The 25,757-nt window shown below is 73.4% G+C and carries 24 protein-coding genes; 16 read left to right on the top strand and 8 right to left on the bottom strand.

What is annotated here, in order from left to right; all coding sequences use genetic code 11:
• Positions 1-58: 58 nt before the first annotated feature.
• The 3 genes from AVP42_RS16010 (at position 59) to AVP42_RS16000 (ending at position 2,777) form a co-directional block, all read left to right on the top strand.
• The gene (locus AVP42_RS16010) at positions 59-871 is read left to right on the top strand and encodes a universal stress protein (protein ID WP_067950817.1); all 813 of its coding nucleotides are present in this window, start codon (positions 59-61) and stop codon (positions 869-871) included.
• A 136-nt stretch (positions 872-1,007) separates the two neighbouring features.
• Positions 1,008-1,526 carry a hypothetical protein gene (locus tag AVP42_RS16005; RefSeq protein ID WP_067950815.1) on the top strand — a complete coding sequence of 173 codons (519 nt, stop codon included), beginning with the start codon at positions 1,008-1,010 and terminating at the stop codon, positions 1,524-1,526.
• Between the two features lie 306 nt (positions 1,527-1,832).
• Complete coding sequence (locus AVP42_RS16000; RefSeq protein WP_067950813.1) at positions 1,833-2,777, top strand: phosphodiesterase; 945 nt, start codon at positions 1,833-1,835, stop codon at positions 2,775-2,777.
• A gap of 35 nt (positions 2,778-2,812) precedes the next feature.
• Here the strand turns inward: AVP42_RS16000 and AVP42_RS15995 are convergent, their stop codons facing one another.
• Positions 2,813-4,501: a stealth family protein gene (locus AVP42_RS15995; protein WP_082847363.1), complete on the bottom strand. Its 1,689-nt coding sequence runs from the start codon at positions 4,499-4,501 to the stop codon at positions 2,813-2,815.
• Between the two features lie 260 nt (positions 4,502-4,761).
• Here AVP42_RS15995 and AVP42_RS15990 point away from each other — a divergent pair, with 260 nt between their 5' ends.
• Together AVP42_RS15990 and AVP42_RS15985 are read left to right on the top strand one after the other, a co-directional pair.
• Positions 4,762-6,114 (top strand): aminotransferase class V-fold PLP-dependent enzyme, encoded by a 1,353-nt coding sequence (locus tag AVP42_RS15990; protein ID WP_197467054.1) that lies wholly within the window; start codon positions 4,762-4,764, stop codon positions 6,112-6,114.
• 78 nt (positions 6,115-6,192) lie between these two features.
• Complete coding sequence (locus tag AVP42_RS15985) at positions 6,193-6,687, top strand: FBP domain-containing protein (RefSeq protein WP_067950811.1); 495 nt, start codon at positions 6,193-6,195, stop codon at positions 6,685-6,687.
• Positions 6,688-6,731: 44 nt separating this feature from the next.
• On the opposite strand, the gene AVP42_RS15980 is transcribed toward AVP42_RS15985, so the two are convergent.
• From AVP42_RS15980 to AVP42_RS15970, 3 genes are all read right to left on the bottom strand, one after another.
• The gene (locus AVP42_RS15980; RefSeq protein ID WP_067950809.1) at positions 6,732-7,505 is read right to left on the bottom strand and encodes an SGNH/GDSL hydrolase family protein; all 774 of its coding nucleotides are present in this window, start codon (positions 7,503-7,505) and stop codon (positions 6,732-6,734) included.
• 89 nt (positions 7,506-7,594) lie between these two features.
• Positions 7,595-7,783, bottom strand: a complete 189-nt coding sequence (locus tag AVP42_RS15975; protein WP_067950807.1) for a DUF1918 domain-containing protein — start codon at positions 7,781-7,783, stop codon at positions 7,595-7,597.
• 73 nt (positions 7,784-7,856) lie between these two features.
• Entirely contained in the window at positions 7,857-9,410 is a 1,554-nt protein-coding gene (locus AVP42_RS15970) for a PucR family transcriptional regulator (RefSeq protein ID WP_231878675.1), read from the bottom strand.
• 129 nt (positions 9,411-9,539) lie between these two features.
• Between AVP42_RS15970 and gabT the strand changes: the two genes are divergently transcribed.
• The 6 genes from gabT to AVP42_RS15940 all read left to right on the top strand — a co-directional run bounded on the left by gabT (position 9,540) and on the right by AVP42_RS15940 (position 17,729).
• The gene (gene gabT, locus AVP42_RS15965; protein WP_157356877.1) at positions 9,540-10,898 is read left to right on the top strand and encodes a 4-aminobutyrate--2-oxoglutarate transaminase; all 1,359 of its coding nucleotides are present in this window, start codon (positions 9,540-9,542) and stop codon (positions 10,896-10,898) included.
• A gap of 20 nt (positions 10,899-10,918) precedes the next feature.
• On the top strand, positions 10,919-12,217 hold the full coding sequence (locus tag AVP42_RS15960; RefSeq protein ID WP_067950886.1) for a Glu/Leu/Phe/Val dehydrogenase: 1,299 nt from the start codon (positions 10,919-10,921) through the stop codon (positions 12,215-12,217).
• Between the two features lie 43 nt (positions 12,218-12,260).
• Positions 12,261-13,727, top strand: a complete 1,467-nt coding sequence (locus tag AVP42_RS15955) for an NAD-dependent succinate-semialdehyde dehydrogenase (protein ID WP_067950801.1) — start codon at positions 12,261-12,263, stop codon at positions 13,725-13,727.
• A 191-nt stretch (positions 13,728-13,918) separates the two neighbouring features.
• A complete protein-coding gene (locus AVP42_RS15950) occupies positions 13,919-15,292 on the top strand; it encodes an NAD(P)/FAD-dependent oxidoreductase (protein ID WP_067950799.1) in 1,374 nt (457 codons plus the stop codon).
• Complete coding sequence (locus AVP42_RS15945) at positions 15,289-16,167, top strand: universal stress protein (RefSeq protein ID WP_067950797.1); 879 nt, start codon at positions 15,289-15,291, stop codon at positions 16,165-16,167. Before AVP42_RS15950 ends, AVP42_RS15945 begins: the two co-directional genes overlap by 4 nt.
• Before the next feature lie 11 nt (positions 16,168-16,178).
• Positions 16,179-17,729 (top strand): APC family permease, encoded by a 1,551-nt coding sequence (locus tag AVP42_RS15940; RefSeq protein ID WP_067950795.1) that lies wholly within the window; start codon positions 16,179-16,181, stop codon positions 17,727-17,729.
• A gap of 237 nt (positions 17,730-17,966) precedes the next feature.
• Here AVP42_RS15940 and AVP42_RS15935 read toward each other — a convergent pair whose 3' ends face one another.
• On the bottom strand, positions 17,967-18,617 hold the full coding sequence (locus AVP42_RS15935; RefSeq protein WP_067950793.1) for an SRPBCC family protein: 651 nt from the start codon (positions 18,615-18,617) through the stop codon (positions 17,967-17,969).
• A 1-nt stretch (position 18,618) separates the two neighbouring features.
• Complete coding sequence (locus AVP42_RS15930) at positions 18,619-18,987, bottom strand: helix-turn-helix transcriptional regulator (protein ID WP_067950791.1); 369 nt, start codon at positions 18,985-18,987, stop codon at positions 18,619-18,621.
• Positions 18,988-19,173: 186 nt separating this feature from the next.
• Between AVP42_RS15930 and AVP42_RS15925 the strand changes: the two genes are divergently transcribed.
• From AVP42_RS15925 to AVP42_RS15905, 5 genes are all read left to right on the top strand, one after another.
• Positions 19,174-19,548, top strand: a complete 375-nt coding sequence (locus AVP42_RS15925) for a hypothetical protein (RefSeq protein WP_067950789.1) — start codon at positions 19,174-19,176, stop codon at positions 19,546-19,548.
• Between the two features lie 45 nt (positions 19,549-19,593).
• Entirely contained in the window at positions 19,594-20,229 is a 636-nt protein-coding gene (locus tag AVP42_RS15920; RefSeq protein WP_231878673.1) for a DUF937 domain-containing protein, read from the top strand.
• 73 nt (positions 20,230-20,302) lie between these two features.
• On the top strand, positions 20,303-20,749 hold the full coding sequence (locus AVP42_RS15915) for a MaoC family dehydratase N-terminal domain-containing protein (protein WP_082847352.1): 447 nt from the start codon (positions 20,303-20,305) through the stop codon (positions 20,747-20,749).
• Positions 20,749-21,186 carry a MaoC family dehydratase gene (locus AVP42_RS15910; RefSeq protein ID WP_067950782.1) on the top strand — a complete coding sequence of 146 codons (438 nt, stop codon included), beginning with the start codon at positions 20,749-20,751 and terminating at the stop codon, positions 21,184-21,186. The genes AVP42_RS15915 and AVP42_RS15910 overlap by 1 nt, the downstream gene beginning before the upstream one ends.
• Before the next feature lies 1 nt (position 21,187).
• Complete coding sequence (locus tag AVP42_RS15905; protein ID WP_067950781.1) at positions 21,188-22,396, top strand: UDP-N-acetylmuramate dehydrogenase; 1,209 nt, start codon at positions 21,188-21,190, stop codon at positions 22,394-22,396.
• A 27-nt stretch (positions 22,397-22,423) separates the two neighbouring features.
• Here the strand turns inward: AVP42_RS15905 and AVP42_RS15900 are convergent, their stop codons facing one another.
• Together AVP42_RS15900 and AVP42_RS15895 are read right to left on the bottom strand one after the other, a co-directional pair.
• Complete coding sequence (locus AVP42_RS15900; RefSeq protein ID WP_067950779.1) at positions 22,424-24,133, bottom strand: long-chain-fatty-acid--CoA ligase; 1,710 nt, start codon at positions 24,131-24,133, stop codon at positions 22,424-22,426.
• Positions 24,130-25,740: a phosphatase PAP2 family protein gene (locus AVP42_RS15895; protein ID WP_067950777.1), complete on the bottom strand. Its 1,611-nt coding sequence runs from the start codon at positions 25,738-25,740 to the stop codon at positions 24,130-24,132. Before AVP42_RS15895 ends, AVP42_RS15900 begins: the two co-directional genes overlap by 4 nt.
• Between the last annotated feature and the right edge of the window lie 17 nt (positions 25,741-25,757).

Raw genomic sequence — 25,757 nt, 5'->3', positions numbered from 1 at the left:
CGCGCTGGGGGACCAAAGGCCTCGCTCCCGCAGCCCCCGGGAGCGGATGCTGGATCGCATGACGATCGTGGTCGGTGCGGATGGAAGCGTGGCGAGTCGGGCGGCTCTCACCTGGGCGATCGATCGTGCGCGCAGCACCGGCGACGACCTCGTGCTCGCGACCGTGGTCGACGACGGCTGGGGCACGGTGGGCGGGTCGGCGCTCGCAGAGCTGAAGGGTGCGGCGGAGCGCGGCTCCGAGCGCGAGGTCGAGTTCGTGCGGGGCCTGGCGCCGGACCTCGAGGTGTCGACGCACCTCGCCGTGGGCAGCCCGATGCTGGCGCTCGCCGAGGCCGCGCGGGACGCCGCCCTCGTCGCGGTCGGCACCCACAAGGTCGGCTACTTCCACGGCCACGCCCTCGGCTCGCGGAGCCTGCAGCTCGCCGCCGTCTCGACCACGCCGACCGTCGTCGTGCCCGTGACGTCGTGGCGCGGCCGGTCGGGCGTGGCCGTCGGCGTCTCCGAGGGCACCGACAGCGACGAGGCCGTGCGGTTCGCCGCGCGGGAGGCGAAGCGGCTCGGGGAGGCCCTCGTCATCGTGCACTCCGACGGCGACGAGGAGCGACCGGCGCCCGCCGAGCGCGCGGCCTCCCTCGCCGCGGCGGTGCACCCGGACGTCTCCATCGAGCAGCGCAGCACCACCGACCCGGCCTCGGGCACGCTGATCGGCGTCTCCCGCCGGGCGGTCCTGACGGTGACGGGGCGACGCGGAGCGGACGGGCGAGGCTTCCTGCCCCTCGGCCGCACCAACTCCGACCTGCTCATGAACCTCGCCGGCCCGGTCGTGGTCGTGCCTGCCGCGGCTGCCGCGGCCGCCTCGTCCGCCGCCTGACGATACCGCGCGTCGCTCGTCGACCGGCGGCTCGTCGGCCTGCCGCTCGCGGTGACCCCCGTTCGGGAGGCGCGGTCGCGTTCCGGCAGGTAGGCTGCATCCGGCAATCGCACTGAGGGACGTGGTGGACGAGGCAATGGCAGACCCCAGGTCGGCATCGTCGGACGGGCGGCGCGGCCGTCACGCCGCCCCACGGCCCGGACTCCGCGAGGGCCTCGGCCGCGTCATCGCCGCCGCGCTCGCCCGCGTCCGCCGCAGCCCGGCCGTGCCCTGGTTCTCCGCTCACCGACCCGCGGTGCTCCTCGGCGCGGCGTCGGTCGTGGCCGCGCTGGCGCTCGGCGGCGCCACGGCCGTGATCTCGGCATCGGCGCCGATCGCCGGCGGCTCCGAACGGACCGAGCCCGACGACCGTCCGCGACCCGACCGCGAGCCGGCGACGCCATCGCCGATCCCGAGCGGGGCGTCGTCGCCGCCCACGGTCGGGCCCGCTCCGAGCCCGACGTCGCCGCCCGCCGAAACGGAGGCCGCACCACCGGCGTCCGACGTCCCCTCGGCCGCCGATCCGGAGCCCGCCGACGAGCCGGAGCCGGAGGCGCCCGGCAAGTCCGCGGATTCGCCCGGGGCCGCGAACCGGCCCGACAAGAAGAAGGACTGAGCGCTCGGCTCGCGCGACGGCGAGCTGCGCCTCCCGAGCGCATCGGGTGGACGGCAGGCCGGCGGCGAGGCTCCCGGGGGACGGGAACGGTCTTCAGCACGCCGACCGGCCTGCCAGAGGTGACGACCACCTCGGCACCGAGTCTGCGACGGTGCGACGATTCGGGGGAGGGCCTTGACATCCGGAATCGACCGTGGTCGGCGAAGCGTTCAGGTTCGTCACACTCCGCATTCACTGATCGTTCGGGTGGGCATGCTGCGCTAGCTTCGGATCGACCCGGACCATCGGCAACGAGACGGAGTCAGCGTGAACCCCCGCAGGGCCGAGTACCCCCGCCCGTCGCACTTCCTCCTGCACATCAGCGACACCCACCTGCTCGGAGCCGGGCGACGGCTCTACGACCGGATCGACGCCGACCGGCACCTGCGCGCGCTCTTCGAGCAGTTCGAGGCGTCGGGCGGACGGCCCGACGCGATCGTCTTCACGGGCGACCTCGCCGACCGCGGCGAACCCGAGGCGTACGACCTGATCCGTCGCATCGTCGAACCGGCCGCCGCGCGCCTCGGCTCGCGGGTCATCTGGGTCATGGGCAACCACGACGACCGCGACGCCTTCCGTCGTGGCCTCCTCCGCGACGTCGCCGGCGGGCAGCGCCCGGTCGACCGCGTCGACGACGTCAACGGCCTCCGCGTCATCACGCTCGACACGACCGTCCCCGGCCGGCACCACGGCGAGATCGCCGACGAGCAGCTCGACTGGCTCGCCGAGGAACTGTCGATCCCCGCGCCCGACGGCACGATCCTCGCGATGCACCACCCGCCGATCCCGAGCGTGCTCGACCTGGCCGTGTCGGTCGAGCTGCGCGACCAGGGACCGCTCGCCGAGGTCATCGCGGGCAGCGACATCCGCTCGATCATCGCCGGGCACCTGCACTACTCGTCGACCGCGATGTTCGCGGGCGTGCCGGTCTCGGTCGCCTCGGCGAGCTGCTACACCCAGGACCTCACGGTGCCGGTCGGCGGCACGCGCGGACGCGACGGCGCCCGCGCCTTCAACCTCGTGCACGTGTACCCCGGCACGGTGCTCCACTCGGTGGTCCCGCTCGGCGAGACGCCCGCGCTCGACTGGGTCGACGCCGCCGAGACCCGGCGCCGGCTCGACGCGGCCGGGGTCGAGATCACGGATGCCGCGGTGCCCGCCCCGCGCGAGGAGGAGCCGCCCTTCACGCGGCCCATCCCCGTCCTGGCGTAGCCGGCGAGGTCTCCGGTCACGGCGAGCGCCGCGCGTCAGGCCGCCGAGTGGTCGGCGTCGCTCGTGATCGGCGCGCCCGCGGCGTCGAACGCCGGCTCCGCGGCATCCGTCGCGCCCTTCTCCCACGGTGCCGCGAAGGGGAAGTAGCGCTCGAGGAAGTCGATGACCGCCTCGGTTCGCTCCTCGACCGAGATCTCGGGGAAGCTGCCGTCGTTGAGGCAGAACATGTCCATGTCGCGGCGCTTCAGCAGGCGCTTCATCGCCGGGAGCGCGCGCTTCAGGGTCGTCTCGATGTACTTGACCTTCGCATCGGTCTGCACCACGGCACGGCCGGTGAGCAGCGCGTAGTAGTGGTACAGCGAGTTCGTCACCGAGATGTCGGTCGCCGAGCGGAACCGGCTCGCGGCCGTGCGGCGGAACTCGTCGGGGAACTCGCGCTCGAGCTCGGCCATGACCGACTTGCGGAGCGGCGCCGCGCAGTGCTCGAGGTGCCGGGTGGTGACCTTGCCGAACCGCTCGCGCAGCAGCCGGCGGTTCACGCGAGCGGCGTTCTCGAAGCCCGACCGGCTCGGGTCGGAGTCGCCGAGGCCGATGCGCGTGCCGGCCTCGACGAACTTGGTGATGCCGCCCGGCGAGAAGAACAGGTCGGGCGAGAGCGGGCGCCCGAAGAACATGTCGTCGTTCGAGTAGAGGATGTGCTCGGCGATGCCCGGGATGCGGTGCAGCTGGCTCTCGACGGCGTGCGAGTTGTACGTGGGCAGCACCGACGTGTCGGCGAACATCTCCTCGGCCCGCACGATCGTCACCTTCGGGTGCTTCGCGAGCCACGCCGGCGGCCGCGAGTCGGTGCAGATGAAGATGCGGCGCACCCACGGCGCGAACAGGTACACCGAGCGCAGCGCGTACTTCAGCTCGTCGATCTGCCGGTAGCGCGCCTCGGAGTCGTCGCCCTCGCCGACGACGTAGGTCTGCATGCGACGTGCGCGCTCGCGGAGGAACTCGACGTCGGACCCGTCGACCCACGAGAACACCATGTCGATCTCGAAGTCGACGTCGCTCGCGAGCGGCGACCACATGTGCTCGAGCGTGCGCCACTCGCGCCCGTGCAGGTGCACGGTCTCCTCGACCGCCTCGCCGCGCGGCAGGGTGCGACGCATGAGGGCGTTCTCGACGGGCGCCTCGATGACGTCCTCGCCGAAGCGCCAGAACTCGAGCTGCACGGCGGTCTCCGCGCCGTACCGCAGCCGGCCCACGGGCTCGACCCGCGGGCGGTACAGGCGCACCGCCTTGGGCTTGCGGTGCGACGACAGGCTGCCGTCGGCCACGAGCACGTGCCGGTCGCCCGCGGCCTTGTCGGGCACGAGCGTCGCCGAGTAGAACGGCTCGTCGGCGAACGCCTCGGCGAGGGCGCGCGCGACCCGCTTGCGCTCGGCCCGGTCGACCGCGATCACGGGGCGACCGCCGTCGCGGCGCACCAGCAGGTAGTCGATGCCCGCGCCGTCGAGAGCGGATGCCACGGCGCAGAGGTCCTCGACCATCGACTCGTGCGGCGTGACGTGGCCGTTGCGCAGGGCGTACTGGCCCTTGCGCACCACGATGTCGTCGCGGTCGAAGCGCGAGTGCGTGGCATCCGGGGAGACGAGGACGAGCTCGGGCACGTCGCTGAGGCGCAGGCCGGGATCCGGGACGGGACGGCGACGGAACGCGTCGCCGGTCTGGGGCATGCGGTCGCGGCGGGGCTCGGCGGGCTCGGTCGTCGTCACGTCGTGAGGTGCTCCTCGGTCGGGGGTGTGCGCCGAACGGCGCGATGCTCTCATGGTACGTCCACGCGGGCGCCCGGATGCGGGGTTGCGTGGGGGGCGGGAGACCGCCCCCGTGTTTCGCCGCGTGTCGCACCGTGTCGTGCCGTGACGGGCGCCCCTTGAGCGGGTCCTCGCGGCATCCGTAGCGTCGGGCGCACCGCACGCGACGGGAGGGAGGCGGCATGCCGGACACGAGTGCGAGCACGACCCCGCGCGGCGGCGCGACGACGCTCGCGGACGCCCCGGCGCGGATGCCCGGAGCCGGGCCCGGACCGCTCGCCGCGCTCGTCGGCGCCGACCTGGACGTCCCCGTCCTCGGCGGCGGGCGCGTGCGCCACGTGAACCTCGACGTCGCGGCATCCGCCCCCGCGTTCACGGCCGTCGCCGAGCGGGTCGCCCGGGTGCTGCCGTACTACGCGAGCGTGCACCGCGGCACCGGCTACCTCTCGCAGGCGTCGACCGCCGTCGTCGACGACGCCCGCGTCGCCATCGCCCGCCACGTGGGCGCCCGGATCGACGACCACGTGGTCGTCACCCGCAACACCACCGACGCGCTCAACCTCCTCGCCTCGGCCGTGCCCGGCGACACCGTGGTGCTCGACCTCGAGCACCACGCGAACCTGCTGCCCTGGACGCGTCGCGGTCGTCGCGTGGTCGTCGCGCGCGGCACCCTCGCCGCCACGCTCGACGCGCTCGCCGTCGAGCTCCGCCGCACGCCTGCGGCACTGCTGTCGGTCACGGGCGCCTCCAACCTCACCGGCGAGGTGCTGCCGCTCGAGGTGCTCGCCCGGCTCGCGCACGACCACGGCGCGCGGTTCGCGGTGGATGCCGCGCAGCTCCTGCCGCACCGGCGCATCGACCTCGCGGCATCCGACATCGACTACGTCGCCTTCTCGGGACACAAGGCGTACGCGCCGTTCGGGGCGGGCGCGCTCGTCGGCCGGGGCGACTGGCTGGACGCCGCGCCCCCGCACCTCGCGGGCGGCGGCGCCGTCGAGGCGGTGGCCGTCGACGGTGCCGAGTGGAAGCGCGGACCGGAGCGGCACGAGGCGGGCACTCCCAACGTCATCGGCGTCGCCGCGATCGCCGCGGCCCTCGCGGAACTCGAGCGGCTCGGCGAACCGGCGTTGCGCGCCCACGAGGCGGCGCTCACCGGCCGTCTCCACGACGGGCTCGCCGCGATCCCGGGCGTGCGCGTGCTGCGCGGCTTCGCCGACGTCGACGACCGGCTCGGCATCGCCACCGTCGAGCTCGAACGCGGGTCGGTCGGGCTCGTCGCCGCGGCGCTCGCCGCCGAGCACGGCATCTCGGTGCGAGCCGGTCGGTTCTGCGCGCACCCGTTCTTCGACCGCATCGCCACGCGCGCCAACGGCCTCCGGGCGAGCGTCGGTGCGGGCACGTCGGCCGACGACGTCGACCGGTTCCTCGACGCGCTCCGCCGGCTCGTCGCCGCCGGCCCCGGGCACGTCTACGACCGCACGCCCGCGGGCTGGTGCCCGCGACACGACGACCGGCCGCGCCCCGCCGTCGGCTGACCGACCGTCGACGCGGCGTCCACCCGGTGGCGGCATCCGGGGTCGCGCCTACACTGGTTCGGGTCGAAGGGGGTCGGAATGCGTCCGCTCAGCGAGGACGAGCTCCGGTCGTCGTTCGTGAACGCGACCGATCGGGAGCTCGACGAGTTCGAACTGCCGCTCGAGTACCTGCTCGTCGACTGGGAGCACGTCGACGCGCTGGCCTGGCGCGACCGTCGGGCGAGCCGCCGCGGCTACCTCGTGACGATCATCGACGACGAGCCCGTCGGCATCGTGCTGCGCGCCGCCGACCCGCCGTCCTCGCGGTTCCGGGCCGGCATGTGCAACTTCTGCCACACGCAGCAGCCGGCGAACCAGGTGACCATGTTCTCCGCGCGGCGCGCGGGCGAGGCCGGGCGCAACGGCAACACGGTCGGCACCTACCTGTGCAGCGACCTGTCGTGCCAGGAGAACGTGCGACTGCACGCCCCGCTCGCGCCCGCCGAGGTGCGCACCGGCTCGCACGCGTGGGCGCGCATCGACGGACTCGCCCGACGCACGCGCGCCTTCGTCGAGGGCGTCCGCGCGGGCTGACGCGCTCGGTGGTCGAGTCGGACGCGAAGCGCCCGCACCGAGACCTACTCCCCGTCGAGCGTGACGGGCTCGAGCGTCGGCCGCTTGGCCGCGCGACCGTCGCCCGACGACCGGCCCGTGAGTCGTCGCCCGATCCAGGGCAGGACGTACTCGCGGTAGTACACGGCCGTGTTCCGGCTCTTCGGACCGGGCGGCGCAGCCGCCACCTCGGCGACGCCCCACTCCTCGGGCACGGGCACCCCGAGCGCCGTGAGCACGTTCGAGGCGACGCGCGCGTGGCCGAGCGAGTTGAGGTGCAGCTTGTCGGCCGACCAGTAGCGGATGTCGCGGAGCCCGCGATCGGCGAAGTTGTCGACGAAGGTGACGCCGTCGAGCGACGCGAGGTCGTACAGCGCCTGGGTGAGCCGCACCCCGCGCGCGTCGAACACGCGCCCGAGCGGCAGGTGCTCGGTGGGGTTGGCGCCGCTCAGCATGAGCACGTGGATGCCCTCGTCGCGGATGCGGTGCACCGCCTGGCGGAACCGCTGCGCGACGAGCTCCTCGGGCATGCGCGGGCGCAGCATGTCGTTGCCGCCGCCATTGAAGCTGATCACCTCGGGCTTCAGCGCGATGGCCGCCTCGAGCTGCTCGTCGACGATGGGCCCGAGCTTGCGGCCCCGGATCGCGAGGTTGGCGTACCGCACGGCCTCGGGGGAGGCCTCCTTGGCCAGCCCGAGGGCGACGAAGTCCGCCCATCCGCGCACGCTGCCGTCGGGCAACTCGTCGCCGACGCCCTCGGTGAAGCTGTCGCCGATCGCCGCGTACGAGTGGAAGAGCATGCGTTCCACGCTAGCGTGCGCCATCCGTCATCTCTCGGGGGTTGCCTTTCGGGCGTCGACGGATGCCACGACGCCGACCCGTGCGCGCCTCAGCCGGTCGCGTGCTCGAGCTCGCAGTCGCTGCCCGGGTAGAGCAGGGCCTCGTGCCCGTCGTCGAAGCGGACGACGTACGGGGGTGCGCCGTCGGCACCGCGGACCTCGAGCACCTCGCCGTGCCGTTCGGCGCTGCCCACCTGCTTGCCGTGGATGACCAGTCGATCGCCGACCGTCGCCTGCATCGGGAACCCTCCCTCCGTCGCGAGAACCGTCCGCTTCCACGGTACGCCTCGGCGTCCGCCGCGGGAAGGGAGGTCAGTCGGTCGCGAGGAGCGCCGCCCAGAGGTCGGCACGCGCGTGGAACCCCGACAGGTCCCGGCCGAGGAGCTTCTCGGCGAGCGCGATGCGGCTGCGGACGGTGTGGCGGTGCACGCCGAGCTCCTGCGCGGTCGCGTCGAACTGGCCGCCGTGCGCGAGCCAGGCGCGGGTCGTCTCGAGGAGGGCCGTGCCGTTCTGCTCGTCGTGCCGGATGAGGGGCTCGAGCGTGGCACGGGCCACGGCGCGGGCGTCGGTGCGGGCGAGGAACGCGAGCACGCCCTGGCGGCTGATGTCGTCGAACATGGTCACGCCCGGCCCGGTCTCGCGGGCGCGGTCGAGGGCGCGCAGCGCCTGCTCGTGCAGCTCGGCGAGGCGGGTGACGGATGCCGCGTCGGAGACGCCGACGGGCACGTCGAACTCGGTGGCGAGCTCGTCGGCGACCCCGCTGTCGGCGTCCTCCATCACGATGGTGACGGATTCGCCGTCGCGGCCGAAGAACAGCCGTCCGTCCCGTTCGTCGACGCGGAGCTCGAGGAACTCGGCCACCCGGTCGATGTGCTCGGTGGGCAGGTCGCACACGGCGACGCGGACGGGGTCGGCGGGCAGCGGCCCCCACATCTCGGCCGACACCTCGCTCGCGAGGTGCACGTCGCCCGCGAGCATCGAGCGCAGCAGCCCGGAGCGGAGGTGCCCGCGGGCGCGGTCGAGGTCGCGGTTCTGCTCGAGCGCGAGTCCGGCGAGCGCGATCACCGACGTCACGACCTCGCGGCCGGCCTGGTCGAGCTCGGGCGACTCGCCGATCGCCAGCACGCCGCGGAGCGCGCCGCCGGCGCCGAGCGTCTGCAGCGTCATCCGCTGCGGTCGGCCCACCGACGCGCCCGCCTCGAGGGTGCGGCTCGCGCGCTGCCCGCGTCGCAGCATCGACCGGGCCTCGCCGACGACCTCGCCGAGCGCCGGCTGGCCGAGTCCGCCCTCGGGCGCCTCGCGGTCGAGCGCACCCGCGGCGTCCACGAGCCCGACCCACGTGCCGAGGCGCTGGCTGAGCTCGGTGAGCGTCGCACCGAGCCCGTCCGGCCGGAGCGCCGCGAGCGAGATGGCCCGTTGCGCCTGCAGCGCCCACGCCTGCCGGGCGTTCGCATCGGCGGCGGTGAAGTCGGCGATGGTACGCGCGATGCGGATGAACGGCACGCGGTACGGCACCTCGAACAGCGGAAGTCCGTGGCGTTCGCACGCCTCGACGAGCGGGGCGGGCGTGGCGGGCCGCACCACCTCGGCGCCGAAGCCGAGTGCGGCGAGCCCAGCACCCTCGAGCCGCGCCACGTACGCGTCGAAGACGGCCGGATCGTCGCGGGACGGGTCGGCGCCGAACTGGGTGCCGGTGGTGAGCAGCACCTGGCCCGGCTCGAGGAACGGCGCGGGGTCGTCGAGATCGGAGCTGTGCACCCACGGCACGGGCGCGTCGAGGACGCCGTCGGGCAGGTGCGACTCGTCGACCAGTGGAGTGAGCGCGAGGTCGCCGCGCTCGAGCAGGGTGCGCACGGTGGGCTTCACGGGACCTCCTCGGTGTACGCCGCGTCGAGAACACTGGGGTCGAGTGTACATCGGGGAGGGGGTGGCATCCGTTCGCCGCTGCCTACCATGGCCCGACACCGCCACCGTCGTCACCGCATCGGAGCACCCATGACCCTCGTCGAACCCACGGCCACCGCCGTCGGCGGCCCCTCGCTCGCCCAGGAGCGCCGCCTCGTCACCAGCATCCCCGGCCCCCGCTCGCAGGAGCTCATGACCCGCAAGGCGGGCGCCGTCGCCAAGGGCGTGGGCACCACCATCCCCGTCTCGGTCGTCGCGGCCGGCGGCGGCGTCATCGTCGACGCCGACGGCAACTCGATCATCGACCTCGGCTCGGGCATCGCCGTCACCGGCGTCGGCAACTCGAACCCGCGCGTCGTCGAGGCCGTCACCGCGCAGCTCAACGCCTTCACCCACACCTGCTTCACCGTCGCGCCCTACGACAGCTACGTCGCCGTGGCCGAGAAGCTCAACGAGCTCACCCCGGGCGACCATGAGAAGCGGTCGGCCCTGTTCAACTCCGGCGCCGAGGCCGTCGAGAACGCCGTGAAGATCGCCCGCCACTTCACCAAGAAGATGGCCGTCGTCGCGTTCGACCACGCCTACCACGGCCGCACCAACCTCACCATGGGCCTCACCGCGAAGAACATCCCGTACAAGGACGGCTTCGGCCCGTTCGCGCCCGAGGTGTACCGCGCGCCCCTCAGCTACCCGTACCGCGACAACGGCCTCTCGGGCGCCGAGGCCGCGGCCCGCGCCATCACGCAGATCGAGAAGCAGATCGGCGCGAACAACCTCGCCGCGATCATCATCGAGCCCATCCAGGGCGAGGGCGGCTTCATCGTGCCCGCCCCCGGCTTCCTGCCCGCGCTCGTGAAGTGGGCGAACGAGAACGACGTCGTCTTCATCGCCGACGAGGTGCAGACCGGCTTCGCCCGCACGGGCGCCTGGTTCGCGAGCGAGCACGAGGGCATCGTGCCCGACCTGATCGTCACCGCGAAGGGCATCGCCGGCGGCCTGCCGCTCTCGGCCGTCACCGGCCGCGCCGACATCATGGACTCCGCCCACGCCGGCGGCCTCGGCGGCACCTACGGCGGCAACCCGCTCGCGTGCGCCGCCGCGCTCGCCGCGATCGACTCGTACGAGCAGGACGGGCTCATCGAGCGCGCCCAGCAGATCGGCGCCGTGCTCATCGGCCGCCTCAACGCGCTCCGCACCGCCGACGCCCGCATCGGCGACGTCCGCGGCCGCGGCGCCATGGTCGCCATCGAGCTCGTCGACCCCGCGACCGGCGCGCCCGACGCGGCGCTCACCGGCAAGCTCGCCGCGTACGCCCACGCCAACGGCGTGCTCGTGCTCACGTGCGGCACCTACGGCAACGTCATCCGCTTCCTCCCGCCGCTCACCATCGGCGACGAGCTGCTCATCGAGGGCCTCGACGTCATCGCCGAGGGGCTGAAGCAGGCATGAACCCCGTGACGGCGCCGACGATGTCGCCGACGGATGCCGCGGCATCCGTCACCCGCCCTGCCCCCTCGGTCGACGCCGAGGCGACCCCGCTCGCCGACGCGCGCGCCCAGCTCGCCGAGGCCGTCGCCCTGCTCGGCTACGGCGACGGGCTCCACCAGATGCTCGCGACCCCGCGCCGCGAGCTCAGCGTGGCCGTGCCGCTGCGCATGGACTCGGGCGAGAGCCGCCTGTACCTCGGCTACCGCGTGCAGCACAATTTCTCGCGCGGCCCCGCCAAGGGCGGCCTGCGCTACGCGCCGAACGTGAACCTCGACGAGGTGCGCGCGCTCGCCATGTGGATGACGTGGAAGTGCGCGCTCCTCGACGTGCCGTACGGCGGCGCCAAGGGCGGGCTCGCCATCGACCCGCGGGAGCACTCGCAGGCCGAGCTCGAGCGCGTCACGCGCCGCTACACGAGCGAGATCCTCCCGATCATCGGCCCGGAGCGCGACATCCCCGCACCCGACATCGGCACCGACGAGCAGACCATGGCCTGGATCATGGACACCTACTCGGTGAACTCCGGCTACACCGTGCCCGGCATCGTCACCGGCAAGCCGATCTCGCTCGGCGGGTCGCTCGGCCGCGCCTCCGCCACCTCGCGCGGCGTCACCCACATCGCGCTCGCGGCGCTCCGGCACGCCGGGTTCGAGCCGTCGCGGTCGACCGCCGCCGTGCAGGGCTTCGGCAAGGTCGGTGCGGATGCCGCGCGGTTCCTCGCCGAGGCGGGCGTGCGCGTCACCGCCGTGAGCGACCAGTACGGCGCCGTGCGCAACGACAGCGGGCTCGACATCGAGGCGCTCGCCGACCACGTGCGCGCCACCGGCTCGGTCGTCGGGTTCGCCGGCGCCGACGAGCTCGACCGCGACGCCGTGCTCACGCAGGACGTCGACCTGCTCGTGCCCGCCGCCGTCGAGGGCGTGCTCAACGAGTCCAACGCGCGCGAGGTGCTCGCCCGCGTCATCGTCGAGGGCGCCAACGGCCCCACGACGCCCGCAGCCGACGCGATACTTCGCGAGCGCGGCGTGCTCGTCGTTCCCGACATCCTCGCCAACGCGGGCGGTGTCATCGTCTCGTACTTCGAGTGGGTGCAGGCCAACCAGGCGTACTGGTGGCGTGCCGACGAGGTCGAGAGCAGACTTGAGGAGCGGATGCTGAACGCCTGGCGTCACGTCCTCGGCTACGCCGAGGCCCGCGACCTCTCGCTCCGCACCGCCGCCACGGCGCTCGCCGTCGAGCGCGTCGCCGAGGCGCACCGCATCCGCGGCCTCTACCCCTGATCGCGCGAGACCCGCGCACGACACGGAAACGGACAACCAACGCATGACCACTGCAACGCAGGAATCCGCACTCCTCGACCGCGTCGCCGACGGCCTGTACATCGGCGGCGAGTGGGTCGAGGCCGAGGGCGGCAAGACCTTCGAGGTCCGCGACCCGTCCACGGGCGAGGTCATCAAGACGATCGCCGACGCGTCGGCCGCCGACGGCATCCGCGCCCTCGACGCCGCCGTCGCGGCGCAGGACGCCTGGGCGTCGACCGCACCCCGCGAGCGCGGCGAGATCCTCCGTCGCGCGTTCGACCGCCTCATCGAGCGCCGCGAGGACTTCGCCCTGCTCATGACGCTCGAGATGGGCAAGCCCCTCGCCGAGGCCCGCGGCGAGGTGAACTACGGCGGCGAGTTCCTCCGCTGGTTCAGCGAGGAGGCCGTGCGCATCACCGGCCGGTACGGCTGGAACCCCGAGGGCACCGGCCGCATCGTGGTCGCCCAGCGTCCCGTCGGCCCGTCGTACTTCATCACGCCGTGGAACTTCCCGCTCGCGATGGCGACCCGCAAGATCGCCCCGGCGCTCGCCGCGGGCTGCACCGTCGTCGTGAAGCCGGCCGCGCTCACGCCGCTCACCACCATCGCCTTCGTGCAGCTGCTCGAGGAGGTCGGCCTGCCCAAGGGCGTCGTGAACGTCGTCACCACGACGAGCTCGTCGAAGGTCTCGGGTCCGATCATCGCCGACCCGCGCCTGCGGAAGCTCTCGTTCACGGGCTCGACCGAGGTGGGCCGCAAGCTCATCGAGCAGTCCGCGCAGGGCATCCTCCGCACCTCGATGGAGCTCGGCGGCAACGCGCCGTTCGTCGTCTTCGAGGACGCCGACCTCGACAAGGCCGTGGAGGGCGCGCTCGTCGCCAAGTTCCGCAACATCGGCCAGGCGTGCACGGCCGCGAACCGGTTCATCGTGCACGAGTCGGTCGCCGCCGAGTTCGCCAAGCGCGTCACCGAGCGCGTCTCGGCGATGCGCGTCGGCCGCGGCACCGAGGACGGCGTCGCGATCGGTCCGCTCATCGACGACAACGCGGTCGCCTCGACCGACGAGCTCGTGCAGGACGCGGTCTCCAAGGGCGCGAAGGTGCTCGCCGGCGGCGCCCCCGTCGACGGCACCGGTTCGTTCTACGCGCCGACCGTGCTCGGCGACGTCTCGGCCGACGCGCGCCTGCTCCGCGAGGAGATCTTCGGACCGGTGCTCGGCATCACCACGTTCGCCGACGAGGACGAGGCGGTGCGCCTGGCGAACGCCACCGAGTACGGCCTCATCTCCTACGTGTTCACGCAGGACCTCGCGCGCGGCCACCGCATGATCGACCGCCTCGACACCGGCATGATGGGCCTCAACACGGGCCTCGTCTCGAACGCGGCCGCCCCCTTCGGCGGCGTCAAGCAGTCGGGCATCGGTCGCGAGGGCGGCTTCGAGGGCATCCACGAGTTCCTCGACACCAAGTACACCCTGATCCCGGCCTAGCGCCGGGCGGGGCGGATGCCGCGAACCCCCGCGTCGCGGCATCCGCCCGCTTCTCTCTCGCCGCACTGCTCTTCTCAGGACGCGCCCGCCGAACCGGGCCGTTTCTCAGGACGACACGCCGCCGCCGGCGGCGACACACCCGAGAACTCCTGAGAACAGCAGGGGCGGACCCCGCACACAGAAGGAACACCATGCAACGCATCGACACCGACGTCGTCATCGTCGGCGCTGGCGCGGCCGGCCTCACCGCCGCGACCGAGCTCGTCAAGGCCGGGCGCGACGTCGTCGTGCTCGAGGCGCGCGACCGCGTCGGCGGCCGCCTGCACACCGACGTCATCGACGGCGCCATGCTCGAGGTCGGCGGCCAGTGGGTCTCGCCCGACCAGGACGCGCTCATCGAGACGCTCGACGAGCTCGGCCTCGGGACGTACCCCCGCTACCGGGAGGGCGTCAACGTCTACATCGGACCCGACGGCGAGGTGAAGAAGTTCGAGGGCGACATCTTCCCGGTGCCCCCGGCGACCGAGCAGCAGATCCTGACGCTCATCGAGAAGCTCGACGCCCTCGTCGCCGAGATCGACCCCGAGCAGCCGTGGGCCCACCCGCGTGCCAAGGAGCTCGACGAGATCTCGTTCGCCCGCTGGCTTGAGACGCAGACCGACGACGAGGAGGCCCGCGAGAACATCGGCATGTTCATCGCCGGCGCCATGCTCACCAAGCCCGCGCACGCGTTCTCGGCGCTGCAGGCCCTGCTCATGGCGGCATCCGCCGGTTCGTTCTCGAACCTCGTCGACGCCGACTTCATCCTCGACCGCCGCGTCGTCGGCGGCCTGCAGCTCGTGCCGATCGGCCTCGCCGAGCGCCTCGGCGACCGGGTCCGGCTGAGCCAGCCCGTGCGCACCATCCGCTGGCAGTCGGATGCCGCACCCGGGCAGGCCGCGGTCGTGGCCGTGACCGACGACCTCGAGGTGCACGCGCGCGAGGTCGTGCTCGCCGTGCCGCCGATCCTCGTGAACCGCATCTCGTACGAGCCGCCGCTGCCGCGCCGCCAGCACCAGCTGCACCAGCACCTGTCGATGGGCTTCGTCATCAAGGTGCACGCCGTCTACGAGACGCCGTTCTGGCGCGAGCAGGGCCTGTCGGGCACCGCGTTCAGCCCGTGGGAGCTCGTGCACGAGGCGTACGACAACTCCAACCACGACGACCCGCGCGGCACGCTCGTCGGCTTCGTCGCCGACGAGGCCGCCGACGGCGTCTTCGAGCTCAGCGCCGAGGAGCGCAAGGCGCGCATCCTCGAGTCGATGTCGCACTACTACGGCGAGCAGGCGAAGCATCCGGTGGTCTACTACGAGTCCGACTGGGGCTCGGAGGAGTGGACCCGCGGTGCGTACGCGGCGAGCTTCGACATGGGCGGCCTCGCCCGCTACGGCGCCGACCTGCGCACGCCGGTCGGACCGATCCGCTTCGCGTGCTCGGACATGGCCGGCAAGGGCTACCAGCACGTCGACGGCGCCATCCGCATGGGGCGCCTCGTCGCCGCCCAGATCCTGGAGGAGCTCGCATGACCGACGTGACCATCGTCGTCGGGTACACCGCCAACGAGGCCGGCGCCGACGCCCTGGCGCTCGCCAACCGCGTCGCCTCCGCGGCCGAGGCGCTGCTCGAGGTCGTGATGATCCTCCCGTCCGAGGCGCGCAACGCGCTGGTGCCCGCCGACGCCGGCTACGAGCGGTACCTGCGCGAGCAGTCGCGCGAGTGGCTCGCCGAGGCGTCGAAGCACCTGGGGGCGGATGTCGCGTCGAAGCTGCACCTGCGCTACGCCGAGTCGTACGCCGAGGGCCTCGTCGCGGCCGCCCACGAGTTCGGTGCCTCGCTCATCGTGGTCGGCGCCGCCGGCGGCGGATTGCTCGGACGCTCGCGCATCGGCTCGGTCGCGAACGAGCTGCTGCACTCCTCGGACGTGCCGGTCGTGATCGCGCCCGCCGGATCGCGCGAGGTCCCCGCGTCGCAGGGCGTGACGCGCGTGACGGCGTGCGTGGGCACCCGCCCCGGCGCCGACGCGCTGCTCGAGTCGGCGATCGTGCTCGCCCGGGCGACGAAGGCGCCGCTGCGACTGCTCTCGCTCGTGCCGATCGACCTGCCCCACGGCCTCGACCCGGAGCTCGTCGCGCTGACGAGCACGGTGCACGCCGAGGAGGTCCTCGACGAGGCCCGCCAGGCACTGCCCGACGGCATCGAGGCGACCGTCGAGACCGCGACGGGCGCGTCGATCGAGGACGCCGTCCGCGCGCTCGACTGGCACTCGGGCGAGCTCGTGCTCGTCGGCTCGAGCCGCCTCGCGGCACCGCGCCACCTGTTCCTGGGCTCGACCGCGGCGAAGATGCTGCGCGAGCTCCCGGTGCCCATGATCGTGGTGCCGCGCACCACCCGCTCCTCCTGAAAGACCGTGCAATGACGCAAACCAACCCCTCCCAGCCCCCGCTGACCGAGGCGACCCGTGCGGTCGACTCATCCGATCACGGCATCAGCAAGAAGGGCCTGTCGGCCGGCTCGGTCGGTCTCATCGGCGCGATCGTCATCGGCATCTCGTGCATCGCCCCGGCGTACACGCTGACCGCGGCGCTCGGCCCGACGGTGTCCGAGGTGGGCACGCAGGTCCCCGCGATCATCCTGCTCGGGTTCATCCCGATGCTGCTCGTCGCGTTCGGCTACCGCGAGCTGAACCGCCGCATGCCCGACTCGGGCACGTCGTTCACGTGGGCGACGCGAGCGTTCGGTCCGTGGATCGGCTGGATGGCCGGCTGGGGCCTCGTGGCCGCGACCATCCTCGTGCTGTCGAACCTCGCCGGCATCGCGGTCGACTTCCTGTTCCTCGCGATCTCCCAGGTCGTCGGGAATCCGGAGATCGCCGGCATCGCCGCGAACCCGTTCGTGAACGTGGTCGTGTGCCTGCTGTTCATGCTCGGCGCGACGACGATCTCGTACCGCGACATGCAGACCACCCAGAAGCTGCAGTACTGGCTGGTCGGGTTCCAGGTGCTCGTGCTCGTCATCTTCTCGGGCGCGGCGCTCGTCGAGGTCGCGAACGGCAACGCGTTCGACGCGACGCCCATCGAGCTCAGCTGGTTCAACCCGTTCGCGGTGAGCGACTTCAGCGCCCTGGCGGCCGGCCTGTCCCTGTCGATCTTCATCTTCTGGGGCTGGGACGTCACCCTCACCATGAACGAGGAGACGAAGGGCTCGGAGCGGACCCCGGGCCGTGCGGCGACCCTGTCGGTGCTCATCATCGTCTCGCTCTACCTGCTGATCTCCGTCTCGCTCATCTCGTTCGCCGGCGTCGGCGACGGCGAGTACGGCCTCGGCAACCCCGACATCCAGGACAACGTGTTCTTCGCGCTCGCCGGGCCCGTGCTCGGCCCGCTCGCGATCCTCGTCTCGCTCGCGGTGCTCACGAGCTCCGCGTCGAGCCTGCAGTCGACGTTCGTGTCGCCGGCCCGCACGCTCCTCGCGATGGGCCACTACGGCGCGCTCCCGAAGAAGTTCGCGCAGGTGAGCCCGCGGTTCTTTACGCCCGGGTACGCGACGATCGTGTCGGCCGTCGTGGCATCCGTCTTCTACGCGGTCATGCGGTTCGTGAGCGAGAACGTGCTGTGGGACACGATCACCGCGCTCGGCATGATGATCTGCTTCTACTACGGCATCACGGCGTTCGCGGCGGTCTGGTTCTTCCGCAGGACGTGGTTCCGCTCGGTGCGCGAGTTCTTCTTCACGCTCCTGTTCCCGCTCGTCGGCGGCGTCATCCTGTCGGTGCTGTTCTTCACGACGCTGATCGACAGCATGGACCCCGACTACGGCTCGGGCTCGGCGATCGGCGGCGTCGGCCTCGTGTTCATCCTCGGCATGGTGGTGCTGCTCACGGGCGTGGTCATCATGATCTGGCAGGCGATCAAGCGTCCCGCGTTCTTCCGCGGCGAGGTGCTCTCGCGCGCCTCGGCCGACTGAGCCGCGCCGGGTCCCGCGTCGCCTCACCGCGCGGGACCCGCGCGAACCGAACCGCCCCGCCGGCGACACCCGGCGGGGCGGTTCCGCGTTCCCGCCGGTGCCGGCGCCGCATCCTTCATGCGCGAGGGGACGCAACACGCCGTCCGGGCGGCTGGCCCGACGGCGTGTTCCGTCCCCTCGGCGGGGATGGGCGGGCGGGCTGATGGGCGCGGCGGGCTGAGGGCGCGCGGCGGGGCGTCAGTCCGCGGCGGGCGCGGATGTGCCGGTGTAGGCGGCGTACGTGGTGTCGGCCGCCCGGCGGGCGGTCGCGGCATCCGCCCCGCTCGCCTCGTGGGCTGCGGCCCATCGGTCGGCGCTCAGGCGCTGGAACCGCCGGCCCTCGTCGGACTGCAGCCACTCGGCGGAGTTGTCGGGGCGGATCTCGCCGGTCGTGAGGTGCTGGCTGAGTCCGAGCAGCGCCCCGTCCCATCCGATTCCGGTCGCCGACGGCCCGAACTGCTCCCACATCTCGGCACCGAGGTCGTCGGCGAGCGCGACGTGCTCGAGCTCGACGCGGGTGTGCGTCTCGTCGACGGCGCTGAGCCGCACCGTGAGCCAGGTGACGCCCCCGCCGAACTCCCACGTGACGCCGTACGAGTTCGGGGCGTCGCACGTCTGGACGGTGCCGCCCGCGTTGCCCTCGACCTGGTAGCGGCCGCCGAGGCGCAGGTCGCCCGTGACCGGCAGGAACCAGCGCGGGATCCGCTCGACCGACGTGAGCGCGTCCCACACGTCGTCGATCGGAGCCGGGTAGGTCTGCGCGAGCGTCTGCACGCGCGTCACGGCGCCGTCGCGCGTGCCGTCGGTGAGGCCGCGGTCGACCGCGGCGATCTGGGCGTCGATGTCCATGTCAGGTCTCCTTCGTCTGCGTCGTCGCTGAAGCGGATGCCGCGAGCCGGCGCGCCCGCGCCGACCGGGCCAGTTCGGTGCCCAGTGCGTCCAGGCGCGGACCCCAGAAACGCTCGAACGGCGTGAACCACTCGGCCGCCTCGCGCATCGGCTCGGGGTCGAGCGCGTAGAGGCGTCGGGTGCCCTCGGCCCGCACCGTGGCGAGGCCGGCTTCGCGCAGCACCCGGAGGTGCTGCGACACGGCGGGTTGGCTGATGCCGAACTCGCGCTGCACGACGCGCCCGACCTCTCCCGCGGCCAGTTCGCCATCGGCGAGCAGCTCCACGATCCGGCGTCGGACCGGATCACCGAGGAGGTCGAGCGCGTGCATGACACCATAATTCACCAACGCCTTATATAAGTCAACGCGCAATTATGGACGGCCCTCCCACCTCCGATCCGGCGCGGTCCGGGCCGCAGGGGCGGTCCTCGTTCACGGCTGATTCCCGGCGACGACGCACCGGCCCGGATGGATCCCGGCGGTACCGTGACGGCAGGCCGATCACCGGGAGGGCGCATGTCGGAGCACGATCTCATCGCGGCGTGGCGGGCGAGCCGCTGGCACGTCATCGTCTCGCAGCTCGGGCCGACCTTCCTGCTCACGCTCACGACGTGGTTCCTGCTCATCGGGCTCGCCGACGCCGAGCTGCCGGTGCGGCTCGCCGCGGCCGGGATCCTGCTCGCCTCGGGGATCCTCGGGGCCGTCGCGCAGGTCAGCGCGGCGAACGAGGGGCTCGCGGTGATCGACGACCTCCGGGCGCTCCCGGCGGCGACGCCCCTCGGGCGGCGGATCGCGGCATCCGCCCTCTGGATGCAGGTCGTGAAGTGGGTCACGCCGACGATCTTCGTGCTGATCTACCTCGCGCTGCTCTGGGCGATGTTCCTCGGCTGACTCGCAGCAACGGGGCCTACCGCGGCGCAGGACGCTGCGGTTAGCGTGAACCAGGACGCCCGACGGCGGGCGCGGAGGGAGACCATCCAGATGGCCGCGTACGACGACATCATCGCCAACATCCCGATCTCCGACCTGTCGCGACGCCTCGGCGTCGACGAGGCGACGACGCGTCGCGCGGTCGACGAGGCGCTCCCGGCGCTGCTCGGCGGCATGGGCGCGAACGCGCAGGACCCCGCGGGGGCCGCGTCGCTCGAGCGCGCGGTGCAGCAGCACCCGGCGACGCTGTTCGAGGGCGGCGTGGACCTCGACGAGGTCGACGAGCAGGACGGCGACAAGATCGTCCACAACGTCTTCGGCCGGAACACCGACCAGGTGGTGCAGAAGCTCGGCGCATCGGGCAGCACCGACCAGGGCCTGATCCAGAAGCTGCTGCCGATCCTCGCGCCGATCGTGCTCAGCTTCCTCGCGAGCCAGTTCGCCAAGCGCCAGCAGAACCCCGGGCAGGCGGATGCCGCGCCCACGGGCGGTGGCGGCGGCATCGGCGACCTGCTGGGCGGCCTGCTCGGTGGCGGCGGCGGCGGTGGCGGCGGCGGTGCGGGTGCCGGCGGCGGGGCCGGCGGCATGCTCGGCGGGCTGGGCGACCTCCTCGGCGGACTCCTCGGCGGCGGCAAGCGCTGACCCACCGGCACGGGCGGGCCGGCGACGGATGCCGGATCGACCCGCCGCAGGCGCCCCTGCGTAGACTGTCACGGTGCCTGTGAACCCCGAGCTGCAGGGGCGCGTGTTCGCGCCCACCGCGCCGTACCTCGTCGGCCGCGAGAAGGTGCGCGAGTTCGCGCGCGCCGTGTTCGCGACGAACCCCGTCAACCTCGACGTCGACGCCGCCCGCGCCGCCGGGTACGACGACGTCGTCGCGCCGCCCACGTTCGCGGTGGTCGTGCAGGAGCACACGCTCGCGCAACTGCTCGCCGAGCCCGACGCCGGCATCGACTTCTCCCGGGTCGTCCACGGCGACCAGCGGTTCACGTCGTCGCGTCCGATCGTCGCGGGCGACGAGCTGACCGCGACGCTCACCGTGTCGGGCGTGAAGACGCTCGGCGCCCACTCGATGGTGACCGCCGAGTCGGTCATCACGGATGCCGCGGGCGCGCACGTCGTCACCGCGATCTCCACCCTCGTCGTGCGAGGAGACGACTGATGGCCGCCGCCCCCACCACCCCCGACTTCGACGCGCTCGCCGTCGGCGACGTGGTCGCCGAACGCGACGTCCACCTCACGCGCGACTCGCTCGTCCGCTACGCGGGCGCCTCGGGCGACTTCAACCCGATCCACTACCGCGACGACGTGGCCGCCGCCGTCGGGCTGCCCGGCGTGCTCGCCCACGGCATGCTCACCATGGGGCTCGCCGTGCAGCCGGTCGTCGACTGGGCCGGCGACCCCGGCCGCGTCGCCGACTACCAGGTGCGCTTCACGCGTCCGGTGGTCGTCGCCCCCGAGGCGGGCGCCGACGTGAGCGTCACCGCCAAGGTGGGCCAGCTCGACGCCGAGGCCCGCGCTGCGCGCATCGACCTCACCGTGACCTTCGAGGGCGCCACGGTGCTCGGCAAGGCCCAGGTGCGGGTGGTGCTCGCCTGACATGACCGACGCCGCGACCACGGAGGAGCCCGGCATCCGCTTCGCCGACCTCACGACCCTGCGCGTGGGCGGGCCGATCGGCCGCCTCGTGACGGCGACGACCCCCGACGAGCTCGTCGCGCACGTGCGCGAGGCCGAGGCGTCGGGCGGGCCGTGGATGGTGCTGGGCGGCGGATCGAACGTGCTCGTCGGCGACGACGGCTTCCCCGGCACGGTCGTGCGCATCGCGACGCGCGGCATCGAGGTGCACCCCGGCGACGACGAGGGCACCGTGCGCCTGCGCGTGCAGGCCGGCGAGAACTGGGATGAGCTCGTCGCGTTCACCGTCACCCGCGGGTACTCGGGCCTCGAGGCGCTGTCGGGCATCCCCGGCTCGGTGGGCGCGTCGCCCGTGCAGAACATCGGCGCGTACGGGCAGGAGGTCTCCGACGCGCTCATCGGCATCGAGTTCCTCGACGAGGGCGCCGACGAGCCGCGCTTCATGTCCGCCGACGAGCTCGAGCTCGGGTACCGCACGTCGGTGCTGAAGCAGGGGCTTCGCGGCGTCGTGGTGTCGGTCGAGTTCGCCCTCCACGACACGACCGCCGAGCGCGAGGTGCTCGGCGAGCCCGTGGGCCGGCCGGTCGCCTACGCGCAGCTGGCGCAGGCCCTCGGCGTGCAGCTCGGCGATCGGGTGCCGGTCGCGCGGGTGCGCGAGGCCGTGCTCGCGCTCCGCTCGGCCAAGGGCATGGTCCTCGACCCCGACGACCGCGACTCGGTGAGCGCCGGGTCGTTCTTCACCAACCCGATCGTCTCCGAGCACGTCGCCCGCACCCTGCCCGGCGACGCGCCGCGCTGGTACCTCGAACCCGACGAACCCGACGAGGTCACCCCGCTCGCCGAGCTCGAGGCCCGGTCCCCGCTCGACGCGTTCCTCGCCCACCAGGCCGAGGTCGAGCAGGCCGAACAGCGGGCGGATGCCGCACCCGACGAGCCGCTCGTGAAGCTCTCGGCCGCGTGGTTGATCGAGCACAGCGGCATCCGTCGCGGCTTCGCCCTGCCCGGGTCGCGCGCGGGCATCTCGACGAAGCACACACTCGCGCTCACCAACCGGGGCGGCGCCTCGGCCGAGGAGATCGCGCAGCTCGCCCGGTTCGTGCAGGGACGCGTGCAGGCCGAGTTCGGCATCACGCTGCACCCCGAGCCGGTGCTGGTCGGCCTCGAGCTCTAGCCGCGGGCTCCGACTCGCGACACGGCGTCAGCCGGCGTCGCGCTCGGCGAGGAGCCGCTCCCGCACCTTCCGCCGCAGCACCTTGCCGATGAGCGAGCGCGGCAGCTCGTCGACCGCGACGATGCTGCGCGGCACCTTGTACGGGGTGAGGCTCTCGCGGCAGAAGTCGCGCATCGCGCCGGCGTCGAACGCGGCGCCGTCGCGCAACTCGACCACGGCGGCGACCTCCTCGCCGCCCGCGTCGCGCGGCAGTCCGACGACGGCCGCACCGCGCACGTCGGGGTGCGCGAGCAGGACGCCCTCGACCTCCGACGGCGCCACGTTGAAGCCGCCCGTGATGATGAGCTCCTTGCGCCGGTCCACGATCGTGACGAACCCGTCGTCGGACACCCGCACGATGTCGCCCGTGCGCAGCCATCCGCCCGGCAGCAGCGTCTCGGCCGTCTCGGACGGCCGCCGCCAGTAGCCCTCGAACACCTGCGGACCGCGGAGCAGCAGCTCGCCCTCCTCACCCGACGGCACGTCCTCGGTCGGGCGCTCGGGATCGACCACCCGGATCTCCGTGCTGGGGAACGGCACGCCCACCGTGCCCGGCCGACGGGTGGGACCCATCGGGTTCCCGATGGCCACCGGCGAGGACTCGGTCATGCCGTATCCCTCGACGAGGAGGCCGCCGGTCACGCCCTCCCAGCGGTCGACCGAGGCGGTCGGCAACGCCATGGCCCCCGAGATCGCGTAGCGGATGCCGCGCAGCGGGGCGGTGCTGCCGCGAGCCTCGGCGGCTCGGGCCAGCGCGTCGTAGATCGGCGGGACCGCCGGCAGGAAGGTCGGCGGGGACTGCCTCGCCGCGGCGAACACCAGGTCGACGTCGAACTTGGGGAAGAGGACGAGCCTCGCGCCGATGCTCATCGCGAACGTCAGGCACAGCGTCATGCCGTAGGCGTGGAACAGCGGCAGCACCCCGTAGAACACCTCGTCGCCCTCGCGGAGACCCGGAACCCAGGCGCGCCCCTGCATGGCGTTGGCGCGCAGGTTGCGGTGGGTGAGCACGGCGCCCTTGGGCGTGCCGGTGGTGCCGCTGGTGTACTGCAGCAGCGCGGTGTCGCCGAGCACGGGCCGCGGATGCCGCTTCGAGAGCGGACGCGCGTCCTGCACGTCATGCCAGGCGACGACGCCGCGCGCCGTGGGCCTGGTCGTGAGCGCCGCGCGAGCCGTGCGCGCCTTCCGCAGGGGCAGGCGGAGCGCCATCCGCTTGCCGAACGGGAGCGCCCTCGTGAGGTCCACCGAGATCACGTGCGCGGGCCGGATGTCGCGCGGGAAGTCGGCGACGGTGTCGGCCGTGGCGTCCCAGACGATCGCGACGGCCGCGCCGTGGTCCTCGAACTGGTGGCGCAGTTCGCGTGCCGTGTAGAGCGGATTGTGTTCGACGACGACGGCGCCGAGCCGGAGCACGGCGTAGAACGCGACGACGTGCTGCGGGCAGTTCGGCAGCACGAGGGCCACCCGGTCGCCCGGCCCCACCCCGAGCCGCCGGAGCCCTTCCGCGGCCCGCGCGATCTGCTCGCCGAGCTCGCGGTAGCTGGTCTCGGCGCCGAAGAACTCGAGCGCGGTGCGACGGTCGAACCGAGCGACCGCGTCGTCGATCAGGTCGACGAGCGTCTGCGTCGGCTCGTCGATCTCGTGCGGCACGCCCGGGGCGTAGTGCGCGAGCCACGGCCGGTGCTCGTACGGATTCATCGTGGACCTTCCATCGGGGTGGTGCGAACGGCGGGCCGGTACACCTCGAGCGCGCCGGGCACGAGCCGCACGGTCGTGCGGTAGCCCGGGGCCGAGAGGTCGGCGGATGCCGCGGCCGGCCCGCCGACCGCGAGCTCGCCGTCGTGCGCGAACCCGGGCGGCTGACCGCCCCGCGGACGCACGTCGACGGTGACCTCGGTGTCGGTGTACGCCTCGACGCGCTCGGGGATCAGACGGAGCCGCCGGAGCAGGCCCGCCGACCGGCGCCCGAACGCGAGCGACGCGATCGCCCGCACGTGGGAGCCCGCGTGCAGGATGCGCACGTCGAGCAGGCCGTCGTCGAGGTACTGCCGCTGCAGCGGAGCCGGGGTGTCGCGGTCGTTGCGCCCGAGTCCGATGAAGAGCGTCCACACCTGGGCGCGGCGTCCGTCGACCACGACCGTCGTCGGCTGCGCGCGGCGCAGGACGCGCTCGGCGGCGACCACACCCGCGAGCCACTTGTTGCCGAGGCGCCGCTGCAGCACCTCGCGCGCCTGCACGAAGTCGGGGTAGATGCCGACGGATGCCGCGTTGATGACCGTGATCGGGTCGGCGTCGCCGAACGCGAGCTCGGCGACATCCGCTCGCACCCCTTCGCCTCGCTGCAGCGCCTCGACTGCCACCTCGGCGGAGGGCACGCCCGCCGTGCGCGCGAAGTGGTTGAAGGTCCCGCCGGGGACGACGAGGAGCGGAACGCCCGCGCGCCGGGCCTCGTGCGCGACCGCGGCGACCGAGCCGTCGCCGCCGCAGATGCCGAGCACGCGCGGCGGGGCCGGTCGTGCGAGCGCGTCCCGCACCACCTCGCCGAGGTCCTCGTCGTCGTCGAGGATCCGCACCTCGGCGAGGGGCAGCCGGTCGCGGACGACGTCGAGGGGGTCGGTGCGCACGATGCTCGTGCCCGACGAGCGGTTGGCGACGACGAACACGCCCTCGCCCTCGGGCGACGCGAGCAGTTCCCGGTCGGCGCCCGCCGGGAGCGGGGTGGGTGGCGGGCCCGGCCGGGGGCGGACGACGGCGGCGCCGACCGCCGCCACGCCCGCGCCGATCGTGATGCCGCCGACGACGTCGGAGAGCCAGTGCGCGCCGACGTGCAGCCGCGAGTACGCGACGCCCAGCGCGACGGGGGCGATCGCCGCCCCGATCCGCGGCGACTCGAGGGCGACGCCCGTGGCGAACGCGGCCGCGCTCGCGGAGTGGCCCGACGGGAACGTGCGGCTCGACGGCTGCACCGGGAGGCGGCGTCCGATGGGGATGTCCTCGAGCGTGGGCCGGTCGCCGCCGAAGATGCGCTTGGCGATGAGGTTGGTGAGGGCGCTCGCCGCGGTGAGCGAGAGGATGCCGCGCGCCGCCGCGCGACGGCGGCCGACCACGGCGAGCACGCCCGCGATGGTGAACCACAGCACGCCCTTGTCGGCGAAGCCCGTGAGCCTGGACCAGAAGCGGTCGACGTGCGGGTGCGAGTGCCATCCGTTCACGCGACGCGCGGCCGCGGCATCCGCTCGCTGCACCCAGGGCGGCAGCAGGCGCGCGCGACGGACGGCGACGCGTACCCCCGTGACGACCCCCACGAGGCCAGCGTAGGCCC

Origin of the sequence: Agromyces sp. NDB4Y10, assembly GCF_001620055.1 — a bacterium.
Taxonomy (GTDB): Bacteria; Actinomycetota; Actinomycetes; order Actinomycetales; family Microbacteriaceae; genus Agromyces; species Agromyces indicus.
This window is presented reverse-complemented; position numbering and strand designations above follow the sequence as displayed.